The sequence below is a fragment of the Rhizobium sp. RHZ01 genome (genome assembly GCF_014851595.1).
Classification (GTDB): Bacteria; Pseudomonadota; Alphaproteobacteria; order Rhizobiales; family Rhizobiaceae; genus Rhizobium; species Rhizobium altiplani.
This window is the reverse complement of sequence record NZ_JACUZZ010000044.1, coordinates 16,231-27,633: the sequence shown is the minus strand read 5'-3', so window position 1 is coordinate 27,633 and position 11,403 is coordinate 16,231. Positions and strand designations below refer to the sequence as shown.

At 60.3% G+C, this 11,403-nt stretch carries 8 protein-coding genes; 1 reads left to right on the top strand and 7 read right to left on the bottom strand.

The genetic code is table 11. The features are described from left to right. Positions 1-425: 425 nt before the first annotated feature. A complete protein-coding gene (locus tag IB248_RS29135; RefSeq protein WP_018860468.1) occupies positions 426-2,366 on the top strand; it encodes a M23 family metallopeptidase in 1,941 nt (646 codons plus the stop codon). Positions 2,367-2,421: 55 nt separating this feature from the next. On the opposite strand, the gene clpB is transcribed toward IB248_RS29135, so the two are convergent. The 7 genes from clpB to prfA form a co-directional block, all read right to left on the bottom strand. Then, complete coding sequence (clpB, locus tag IB248_RS29130) at positions 2,422-5,025, bottom strand: ATP-dependent chaperone ClpB (protein ID WP_169681319.1); 2,604 nt, start codon at positions 5,023-5,025, stop codon at positions 2,422-2,424. A 252-nt stretch (positions 5,026-5,277) separates the two neighbouring features. Beyond that, positions 5,278-5,544: a DUF1214 domain-containing protein gene (locus IB248_RS32040; RefSeq protein WP_026371858.1), complete on the bottom strand. Its 267-nt coding sequence runs from the start codon at positions 5,542-5,544 to the stop codon at positions 5,278-5,280. Between the two features lie 404 nt (positions 5,545-5,948). Beyond that, positions 5,949-6,356, bottom strand: coding sequence for a DUF1254 domain-containing protein (locus tag IB248_RS32035; RefSeq protein WP_246733629.1), 408 nt, complete (start codon positions 6,354-6,356; stop codon positions 5,949-5,951). A 67-nt stretch (positions 6,357-6,423) separates the two neighbouring features. Beyond that, entirely contained in the window at positions 6,424-8,079 is a 1,656-nt protein-coding gene (locus IB248_RS29120) for an arylsulfatase (RefSeq protein ID WP_113471544.1), read from the bottom strand. Between the two features lie 218 nt (positions 8,080-8,297). Beyond that, on the bottom strand, positions 8,298-9,074 hold the full coding sequence (locus IB248_RS29115; RefSeq protein WP_113471543.1) for a DUF4167 domain-containing protein: 777 nt from the start codon (positions 9,072-9,074) through the stop codon (positions 8,298-8,300). Positions 9,075-9,418: 344 nt separating this feature from the next. Continuing rightward, positions 9,419-10,300 carry a peptide chain release factor N(5)-glutamine methyltransferase gene (gene prmC, locus IB248_RS29110; RefSeq protein ID WP_025661664.1) on the bottom strand — a complete coding sequence of 294 codons (882 nt, stop codon included), beginning with the start codon at positions 10,298-10,300 and terminating at the stop codon, positions 9,419-9,421. Beyond that, positions 10,297-11,376: a peptide chain release factor 1 gene (gene prfA, locus IB248_RS29105; protein WP_018857870.1), complete on the bottom strand. Its 1,080-nt coding sequence runs from the start codon at positions 11,374-11,376 to the stop codon at positions 10,297-10,299. Before prfA ends, prmC begins: the two co-directional genes overlap by 4 nt. Between the last annotated feature and the right edge of the window lie 27 nt (positions 11,377-11,403).

The following is an 11,403-nucleotide window of genomic DNA, read 5'->3' as shown; positions in this document are numbered from 1 at the left end:
GGAACCAATCAGCAACAAAGCCAATCTTAAAAGAAACTTGAGAGCGAAGGACTTCGTCGCCAGCAGCGCCGCCGCCCTCGTTCAGTGAGGGGGCTTATAGATCCTACCCCTTTTCTAAGTCAACAGCCGTTTTCAAAAAAAACGAGAATTCTTGCATCGCATTGAATTCTAAGAGCGATTTTCCAAGTGGCGCTTTTGTCCCCTTGGATCGCGCCGATAGCCGGGTCATTTGTCGGGAAATAGCGCGCAAAAATCCGATGACGAGATCCTTCGCCCTCACATCTTCACAATCGGATGGTCTCAAGGGCTGATCATTTGGATGCGCGCAGGCGTCCCATTTGACTTCTATTGGCAAACTATGCACTTTTCGGCGCCAACTAGAGCTGCCCGAGAAAGCCTACCGAAAGGACGCGGATCCACCTGCCATGATGACGGAGAAGATGATGATCCGCTCGTTCGGCAACGAGCCGCCGCTTCTCGCTGATGGCAGACGCGCGCCCGACCGCCGCGAGGTTTCATTGCGTTGGCTTTCGGGTACGTTCCTCACCGGCATTACCTCGAGCGTGCTGATGGGCGTGGCGCTGTTTGCGGCACTCGACGGCCGCCAGCAGTTGGCGATTCCCGCCGAGGCCTACGCCAATATCAATGCCGAAGCCAACGCAGATACTGATGTAACGCGCGGCAGCCGTTTGATTGCAGCCGCGATTGCCGCCAAGCCGTCGGACCGCAAGATCATGGAAGTCTCGACCGTCGTGCACGAGGGCGACAAGGAGGTCGTCCGCCGCCAGCCCTTCGCGCGTGTGAAGATGACGCTTGCCGCCAACCACGTCGCGACCGAGGACTATCCGAGCTTCAATCCGCTGACGATCTTCTCGGCGGACGAGCCGGACGCGCAGCCGACCGTTCGCACCGGGCAGATCTACGGTTCAGACGTGGAGTCCGAAGTCAGCCTGAAGACCGTAGCCTATCCCACGACGAGATCCGATCTCCAGGTGGCGCCCGGCATGACGCTCGACGAGATCGAGGAGAATGTGCGCTCCAACGGCTCAATCCTGACCGACGGCGCCGCCCAAGTGGCAGCACTCTACTATGTCGACCCACGCCGCTTCTCCAACGACGATAACGACGTTGACCTGACAGCCGGCCTGACGGCGCGCGTCCTCGAGCAGAACATGACGGTCTCCGCACCGGAATCGATCACGCCGCAGACCGAGGAATTCGCCGACGACATCATCCCGGTGCGCCAGTCGACCTCGATCATCAAGGCGATGACGGACTCGGGCTATCCCGAACTGCAGGCCAAGGGGCTGGCAGGCTACCTCTCACCGATGATCGGATCGGACGACCTCTCCAAGGGCGATGTGTTGCGCATCGGCATCCTGCAGAAAGGCGAACAAGCAAAGATCATCCGCGCCAGCATCTATCGCGGCACGCGCCATCTTGTCACCGTGGCGCTTGACGACCACGATCGGTTCGTGGCCGGCCGTGAACCACCTGAGATCGACGCAGTCACGACCGCCTTCGACGACAATTCGACATCGGTCCCGTCCAACCAGAATCTGCCACGCGTCTATGACGGCATTTATCGTGCCGCACTGTCCTACGGCATGACCAAGGACATGACCGCCCTGATCATCAAGCTGCTGGCAAGCAGCGTCGATTTCCAGGCGGAGCTGCGGCCGACCGACACGCTGGAAGCCTTCTTTTCCGTCGCCGATTCCAGCGGTCAGGCAACGGAGGATTCCGAGCTACTCTATGTGAACGCGCGTTTCGGCGACACACAGACCCGCTTCTACCGCTTCCAGGATGCGGAAGATGGGTCGATCGACTACTTCGATCAGGACGGCAAGAGCATTCGGCAATTCCTGCTGCGCAATCCCGTTCCGAACGGCATCTTCAAGTCAGGCTTCGGCATGCGCCGGCACCCGATCCTGGGCTTTGCCCGCATGCATACGGGCGTCGATTGGGCGGCACCGCGCGGCACGGCGATTATCGCAGTCGGCAACGGAACGGTCGAGAAGGCCGGCTGGGATTCCGGCGGTTATGGCAACCAGACCATCGTCCGCCACGCCAACGGCTACGAATCCTCCTACAATCACCAGAGCGCCATCGCCAAGGGCGTCGTTCCCGGCTCCAAGGTACGTCAGGGCCAGGTAATCGGCTGGGTTGGAACGACCGGCGAATCCACCGGTCCGCATCTGCACTACGAGATGATCGTCAACGGCACCAAGGTCGATCCGCTGCGCGTGCGCCTGCCAGGCGGCAAGTCGTTGAAGGGTGAGGCGTTGGCAAAATTCGAGGACGAGCGGCAGCGCATCGACACCCTCCTCGGCAACCAGCCGCCGCCACAAGTGGCAAGCAAGTAGCGTCCATCAAAAATGGCGGCCCGGGGCCGCCATTTTCTTTCCTGTTGTCGAGGCCTTAGGCCGCTTCGTTGACCGCGGAATTCCGCGTCCGGAACAGCAGCCGATCCGTACCGCCTGTGATCTTCACCGTCGAACCATCCGGAACCTGCCCGGAAAGGATCTGTTCGGCGAGCGGATCCTGCACGTATTTCTGGATCACCCGCTTCAGCGGCCGCGCACCATAGACCGGATCGTAACCCTTGTTGGCGAGCCAATTGCGGGCATCGTCATCGAGCTCGAGTGTGATCTTGCGTTCGGCAAGCAATGCCACCAGACGCATCAGCTGGATATCGACGATCGCGCCCATTTCCTCGCGCTTCAGGCGATGGAACAGGATGATCTCATCGATACGGTTTAGGAACTCCGGCCGGAAGTGACCGCGCACGACGTCCAGCACCTGCTCGCGGATCTCATCTGTGTCATGACCGTCGGGTAGCTCCGTCAACATCGTAGCACCGAGGTTCGACGTCATGATGATCATCGTGTTGCGGAAATCGACTGTCCGGCCCTGACCGTCGGTCAGGCGACCGTCGTCGAGCACCTGCAGCAGCACGTTGAAGACGTCAGGATGCGCCTTTTCGATCTCGTCGAAAAGAACGACCTGATACGGCCGCCGGCGAACGGCTTCCGTCAGCGAACCACCTTCCTCATAGCCGACATAGCCGGGAGGCGCGCCTATCAGCCTGGCCACCGAGTGCTTCTCCATGTACTCCGACATATCCATGCGCACCATCGCCGTTTCGTCGTCGAAGAGGAAGCGGGCAAGCGCCTTGGTCAGCTCCGTCTTGCCGACGCCGGTCGGGCCGAGGAAGATGAACGAGCCGATCGGCCGGTTCGGATCCTGCAGGCCGGCGCGCGCGCGGCGCACCGCCCGCGACACTGCCTGAACCGCATCACCCTGGCCGATCACCGATTTCGCCAGCTCGTCTTCCATACGCAGAAGCTTGTCGCGTTCGCCTTCCAGCATCTTGTCGACAGGGATACCGGTCCAGCGGGAAACGACATGCGCAATGTTGTCGGGGATGACGACCTCCTGCACCATGGCGCTGCGATCGCTGTCCTGCTGTTCGGCCTCCGTGAGCTTCTTTTCCAGTTCCGGAATGACGCCGTAAGTCAACTCGCCGGCGCGCTGAAACTCACCCTTGCGCTGGGCGATCGCCAGATCGTTGCGGGCCTCATCCAGCTGCTTCTTCAGATCGGCGGCGAGGCCGAGCTTCTGCTTTTCCGCCTGCCAGCGGGCCGTCAGGGCGTCGGCTTCTTCCTCGAGGCCAGTCAACTCGGTTTCAAGCCGCGTCAGCCGGTCGGCAGACGCCGTATCGGTTTCCTTCTTCAGCGCTTCGCGCTCGATCTTCAGCTGCATGATGCGGCGATCGAGTTCGTCCAGCTCTTCAGGCTTGGAATCCACCTGCATGCGCAGCCGCGCAGCGGCTTCGTCCATCAGGTCGATCGCCTTGTCGGGCAGGAAGCGGTCGGTGATGTAGCGGTTGGAAAGCGTCGCAGCCGCAACCAGGGCCGAATCCGAGATACGGACCTTGTGATGCTGCTCGTACTTTTCCTTCAAGCCACGCAAGATCGAAATCGTGTCCTCGACCGTCGGCTCCTCAACCATGACAGGCTGGAAGCGGCGGGCTAGGGCCGGATCTTTCTCAACGTGCTTGCGGTATTCGTCGAGCGTCGTCGCACCGACGCAGTGTAACTCGCCACGCGCAAGCGCAGGCTTCAGGAGGTTGGAGGCGTCCATCGCCCCATCCGCCTTGCCGGCACCAACCAGCGTGTGCATTTCGTCGATGAAGAGAATGATCTCGCCGTTTTCGGCCTGCACCTCGTTAAGCACGGCTTTCAGCCGCTCCTCGAACTCGCCGCGATATTTCGCGCCGGCGATCAGCGCGCCCATGTCGAGCGCCATCAACTTCTTGTCCTTGAGTGATTCAGGCACGTCGCCGTTGACGATACGCAGTGCGAGGCCTTCGACAATGGCGGTCTTGCCGACGCCAGGCTCGCCGATCAGCACGGGGTTGTTCTTGGTGCGGCGGGAGAGAACCTGGATCGTGCGGCGGATTTCGTCGTCACGGCCAATGACCGGATCGAGCTTGCCCTCGCGGGCTTCGCCGGTCAGATCGCGGGCATACTTCTTCAGCGAGTCGAAGCCTTGTTCGGCGTTCGAGCTGTCAGCGGTGCGGCCCTTGCGAATTTCATTGATGACTTGGTTGAGCGCCAGCGCGGTCACACCGGCATTCTTCAGCGTCGTCGACGTCGAAGCCGAAGACTCGATCGCCAATGCCTGCAGCAGGCGCTCGACCGTGACGAAGCTGTCGCCGGCCTTCTTCGCTGCCTCTTCGGCAGTGGAAAGCACCTTGGCAAGCGGCTGCGCGAGATAGATCTGCCCGTTGCCGCCGGATACCTTCGGCAGCTTGGCAAGTGCGGCATCGTTGGCAAGGCGCGCCGCTTTGGGATCACCGCCGGCGCGCTCGATCAGCGAGGCGGCCATGCCCTGGTCGTCGTCGAGCAGCACTTTCAGTACATGTTCGGGTGTGAACTGCTGGTGTCCCTGCGCAAGCGCATAGGTTTGGGCGGACTGAATAAAACCGCGCACCCGCTCGGAGTATTTTTCGATATTCATGCTGTACCTCCATGGATCGCCCTGCCCTCATAAGGCACAGGCCGATGACTGAGATTGAGCTCCCTTAAATGGCAAGCCCATTTGTTCCGCCGCGGTTGGGATTTGCGGCTGACGAACCTGGGCTGGATATGGTAGAGGATTTCAAAAGTTTAAAGAGGCGATGACGTGAAAAACCCCGGCCTTTGCGACCGGGGGTTCTCATTTCATGTCCTGTCTCCGCCGGAGCCATGTCGGCTGCCGGCAGCCATCCAATCACTTGATTTCTTCGATGTCGTTGGGCTTCCAGGAGCCGTCAAAGGCCGGCTGCGTGGGTCCGTAGATGCGGATGTAGCTGAACCAGCCACGTCCGGACTGGGTTTTGATCCAACGGCCTTCGCCATCCTTCGGCGCCGTTGGACCAAAATAGAGGTCGACCGGCTTTGACGTGTCGATGTCCTTCAACTCAAAGAGCGAGCGGAGCGCCGCCTTGTCCTGATCCGTCTGCACGTCGGAGCGAGTCTGCGCGTCATAGAGCGTCACGGACCAGAGCAGCTTGCCCGGGACGGGCTGGGGAATCGTCAGCTTGTAGTTCTTGCTCCGTCCAGAAACGCACCGCTAGCGTCGCGAGCACCGAGCCAATAGAGCCGAGCCCGCGCCGGCCGAACGGTGGAGTATTGCGGGCGTGACGATCGCCTGTGCGAACCAGCGATCATGTGCCTCCAGATCGACGCCCATCGGCGTCTCGAACTGGGCAGCGTTGGGAACCAGGCCGACCCACTCCCATTTGCGGTCCGGCCACGCAAAGCGGTCCGGCCGATCGCTATCGAACGCCGATACGAGAAGCTGGTCACGACCAACCTTCGCAGCTTTTTCGAGGATAGCTTTCGTACGGGCATCAGGTGCGAACGGCTTGCCCTTTTAGATACCGAGCGTCGCAAGAAGCCCTACATCGGTGTGAATTTCTCGACGAGGGGTTCCTCATCGATGATCCGCTTCAATACCTCCCAGAACTGGATGTTGTCCTCCCACTTGAGAGAGGTGCTGTCCATTGCCTTCTCGGTGGTGTCGACGATCGCGATTGGCTTCGGCTTGCTGGCCGTACTCAAAGGGTAGACCTTGATGGCGTGCAGCGCCTTCAGCGCCTTGTCCTGGTCGCCACCGACCGGCAGAGCGCGCACAGCAAGCAGAACTTTGTAGGTGGCCGACTTCCCGACATGGTAGCCCTTTGGCACCTTGCCCTTGTAGTCCGGCAGCAGGATGAGGTGCTTTCCACCCTTTCCGCCATCCGGGCCGGGGAGATTATGGTCGTTGATCAGGCCGATATAGGCGCCCGGCGGCAACTCAACCACCATCGGACCGTCCCTCTTTGGTGAGGACAGCCCGCGCCGTTTGGCCGGCGCGGGCTGTCGCGGTGTTTGCCTATTGCGGGGCAAGCCGCTCGAGTTCATTCAACCGCTTCAGTGCCGCTTGCTGGCGAAGCAGCCCGTAGTTGATGCCGCTGGCATTGAGCGAGCTGCCTTCCTGATACGGGAACTGGTCGAAGTCTGAGAAGAAGTCCTTGATCTTCCCCTGGATCGGAACGAGCAGCCACATGTTCCTTGCAAGGAACTCGATCGCTCCGCCACCGTCCTCCATGCCACGCTCGTAGGGGTCCATTCGCAGGTTGGCGATCATAGCCCATGCTGGGACTTCACGGGTGGCCGTGGCAATGTTGCCGTGGCTCGCGATGGCAAAGCTCAGCTTCCAGTCGTTCCAGCGAAGCGCATTGAGATTGCCGCCCTGATCGAAGTAGTAGACGACATCGCGCGGGCCGCTCTGAGCCTCACCCTTCAGGAAAGGCAAAAGATCATAGCCGTCCAGGTGAACCTTGAAATCCTTGGTCCCTGACTTGAACCCGGCCTTCATCTGCTCCTTGATGTCGGATATCCCGGCGGCGCTCGCGAATGTCGGCATCCAATCCATTAGCGTAACGATCTCATTCACCTCGGTCCCGGGTTTGACGACGCCCGGCCAGCGAACCATCATCGGAATGCGGAAGCCGCCCTCCCATGTCGTGCCCTTTTCACCGTGGAACGGCGTCTGGGCACCATCAGGCCACAAGGCAAGCTCGGCGCCGTTGTCGGTCGTGTAGAGAACGATAGTGTTGTCGGCGATGCCGAGCTGATCCAGCTGCTCGAGAAGCTGGCCGACGTGACCGTCGTGCTCCACCATACCGTCGGCATGAATGCCCTTGCCGGTTTTTCCAAGCGAGTCCGGCTTCAGATGGGTGAAGACGTGCATTCGGGTCGAGTTGAACCAGCAGAAGAACGGCTTGTCAGCTTTCGCTTGCCGATCGATGAAGTTCTTGGCGGCAGCCAGGAATTCCTCATCGACCGTCTCCATACGCTTCGTGTTGAGCGCACCGGTATCTTCGATCTTGCCGTCCGCAGTTGACTTGATCACGCCACGCGGACCGAACTGCCGGCGGAACGCCGGGTCCTTCGGGTAGAAGTAGCCTTCCGGCTCTTCCTCGGCGTTGAGGTGGTAGAGGTTGCCGAAGAACTCGTCGAAGCCATGCTTGGTCGGCAGGTGCTGGTCCTGGTCGCCGAGGTGGTTCTTGCCGAACTGGCCGGTCGCATAGCCCTGCGTCTTCAACACGTCGGCAATCGTCGGCATCCAGTCCTGAATGCCGTGCGGATCGCCGGGCATGCCGATCGTCAAGAGGCCGGTGCGGAATGGTTCTTGCCCGAGAATGAAGGAGGCGCGGCCCGCAGTGCAGCTCTGCTGGCCATAGGAATCGGTGAAGATTGCGCCTTCCCTGGCGATGCGGTCGATATTGGGCGTGCGATAGCCCATCAGCCCCATCGTGTAGGCGCTGATCTGCGGTATGCCGATGTCATCGCCGAAGATGACAAGAATATTCGGCTTCTTGCCGGATGGTGCCGCCGCCGTCTGCGCCTGGGCTGCTGCGAAACTCACCATGCTGGCGACCGTGGCGGCCCCGGCGGCAAGGGCTGTTGACCCTATCAGCAGATTACGGCGCGTGAGGTTGCTGGCGTCGGAGGAGGATGATCGTACGCTGTCGTCGCTGGCCATTTCGCGTGTCTCCCGTCAAACGTGAACTTTTGGAATGTTGTCTGGTGATGAGATGCATCGGCGCGAACCAAAGAGGCATAGCCACAGCGTAGACGTAAGTACGTTACGGTAAATGCACGACACTTTAACGGTCGGAGGCGAGACGGCGGCAGAAACGAAAAAGGCCGCTCCATAGAGCGGCCTTTTATCCATTAGCTCGGATCGTTGAAGCGATCCGGTTATTCCGAAGCGGCATCCGCCAAAACAGGCGCATCGCCGGAACCTTCACCCTCGGCCGGAGCCTCGCCTTCCGCAGCGCGGCGCGGACGACGCGGACGGCTACCGGCAGTGCGGCGACGCGGCTGACGCTCGCGCGGCTGGCCTGCAGCACTTTCCTCGTCCATCGAAACCTCTGCCGGAATACCTTCGATCTCCGGCTGCGGGCCGCTGCCATCGTTCACCTCGGGCTGCGGCGCTTCAGCTGCGACCGGGGCCGGCTGCTGTTCCTGGCGACGCGGCTGGCGGTCTTCGTTGCGGCGCGGCTGCTCGTCGTTGCGACGCTGCGACTGTTCTTCCGAACGGCGCTGCTGATGCTCGTGCTGGTGACGCGGTGGCTGGACGATGACAACATCGTCATTGTCGATGGCTTCGACATCGTCACCATCGCGCTCCGCACCTTCACTGAATTCGTTGCGGTCGTCGCGCTGGAAGCGCTCCTGCATCTGCGCCTGAGCGGCTGCAATGATGCGGTTATAGTGTTCGGCGTGCTGCAGGTAGTTTTCAGCGATAACGCGATCGCCCGAACTCTGCGCGTCGCGCGCAAGTTGTGCGTACTTTTCAGCGATATGCTGCGCGGTACCACGAATCTTAACGTCTGGGCCGGAGCTGTCGTAGGTCCGCGTCAACGGGTTGCCGCCCTTGCGGTTGAAATTGTTGTTATTGTTATTTCCGCCGCCGCCGCCGCCGTTGTTATTGCCACGCCCGCGACCGCGCTTGTTCTGCTGTCCTGGCCTCATAGATCGTTCACCTGAATTCTCTGTTTGTTGTGGAGTTATGGCACCAACGGCCGTGGCCGGTTCACCGGCTCAGAGCCCTCGTGCCGCAAGCATACTGCGCCTTCGCGCCAACCTGCCGCTTGTTCTCAAGTCAGTTTGACTGATTCACGCATTGGGTCGTATTCAACCTTTGAAGCTCTCGTTTAAAAGAGCGGACCCCCGAGGCCGAGTTAGTTTCGAACGTCTCACCGTTCTGTCCTATCTCTCCAACGCGTGGGGTCAACCTATATTGCTTCCCGTGGAAATCCAAGCCTTTTCTTCGCAATGACACCAATGTCCTGTTCAATGCTTAAAGTCGTCGCGCGTCACTTGAGCGCGAACACAAGCGCCCGGTCATTCTGGCCGTAATCCTTTACGGATTCCAGAAGCTTGAAGCCTTCAGCCTCGAAAACGTCCGTCACGTCGTTTCGCTGGTCGTAGCCGATCTCAAGTCCCACAACGCCGTTCGGCTTTATGAACCTTGCCGCATCCTTGGCGATGGTTCTGTAGGCGTCAAGGCCATCCCGGCCGCCATCCAGTGCGGCATGGGGATCAAATTTCGTCACTTCGGGAGCGAGAGTGTGAACGACCTTAGAAGCGATATAGGGCGGATTTGAGACAATCGCGTGAAACGAGCCGTGGATATTCTGAAACCAACTGGATTGAATGGCTTCGAAGCGATCCTGCAATCCGTTTCTTTCCGCGTTTGATTTCGCCGTCTTCAATGCATCGGCCGATATATCGCTGCCGACGCCTGACGCTTCCGGACATTCGCTCAACAGAGCAAGGCATATCGCCCCGGTTCCGGTTCCTAGGTCCAGAATATGGATATGGCCCTCGGTATTTGCAAGGTCGCGCAGATAAGGAAGCATCGTATCGACGAGAATTTCCGTATCAGGCCGTGGCTCAAGGGTTTCCGCAGACAAAGACAGCGGCAGGCCATAGAATTCCCGTTCGCCGAGAATGCGGTGAACAGGCTCATGCGCCAGCCGGCGTTCGATGGCTTGCTCGATCATTGCCATCTGCTCTGTGCTGACGGTTTCGCCGCCACGCGTTACGATGGCGGTCGTCGAAAGTCCAAGCAGCCCTGCGACGAGCATACGGGCATCAGCCGAAGCACTGTCGACACCGGCTTCAGTGAAACGACGGCGAGCCTCGGCCAGCATTTGGGAAACCGTAGCCTCGGCCTGTTTCCCGCTCATGCTCATTGCTGCTCGCCGAGTTGCGCCAACTGGCTTGCCTGATAGTCGGCCATCAGCGCGTCGACCACCTCGTCGATCTCGCCGATCATCATCCGGTCGAGCTTGTAGAGTGTCAGATTGATCCGGTGGTCCGTCACCCGCCCCTGTGGGAAGTTGTAGGTGCGGATGCGTTCGGAGCGATCGCCGGAACCGACCTGGCTCTTGCGATCGGCGGAACGCTCGCTTTCGGCCCGTTGACGCTCGGCGTCGTAGAGACGCGAACGCAGAACCTGCATCGCCTTGGCGCGGTTCTGATGCTGCGATTTCTCGGAACTGGTGACGACGATGCCGGTCGGCAGATGGGTGATGCGCACCGCTGAGTCGGTGGTGTTGACGTGCTGGCCGCCAGCGCCGGATGAGCGCATCGTATCGATGCGGATGTCTTCTGGCCGGATCTCGATGTCGATTTCCTCCGCCTCCGGCAGAACCGCGACGGTCGCGGCCGAAGTGTGGATGCGACCGCCGGCTTCCGTTTCCGGCACGCGCTGGACACGGTGAACACCGGATTCAAACTTCAGCTTGGCAAATACGCCCTTGCCGGTGATGGTCGCGATGATTTCCTTGAAGCCGCCCGCCTCGCCTTCGCTCGACGACAGGACTTCGACCTTCCAGCCGTGGGCGGCTGCATAGCGCTCATACATCCGGAACAAATCACCAGCAAAGAGTGCGGCTTCCGAACCGCCGGTGCCAGCGCGGATTTCCAAAATAGCGCTCTTCTCGTCTGCTGCATCCTTCGGCAGCAGCAAGATCTGGATTTCCTGCTCCAGCGCCTCCAGCCGCTCCTTCACCTCGGGCAGCTCCAGTTCGGCCAGATCGCGCATCTCACGGTCCACCGACTTGTCGTTCAGCAGGGTTTCGAGGTCCGCAAGCTCGGCAATTGCCTTCTCGAAGGCGCGGATCTTCGTGACGACGGGCTGCAACTCGGAATATTCGGAGGCGAGCTTGACGTAGACGTCAGCCGAGGGGCCAGCCGACATGCGCGCTTCGATCTCGCCAAAACGGCGTTCCAGCTCGCGCATCTTTTCAACGGGAAGCTTCGCCACCCTTCACTCCGATTCTGCTTGTCTTGA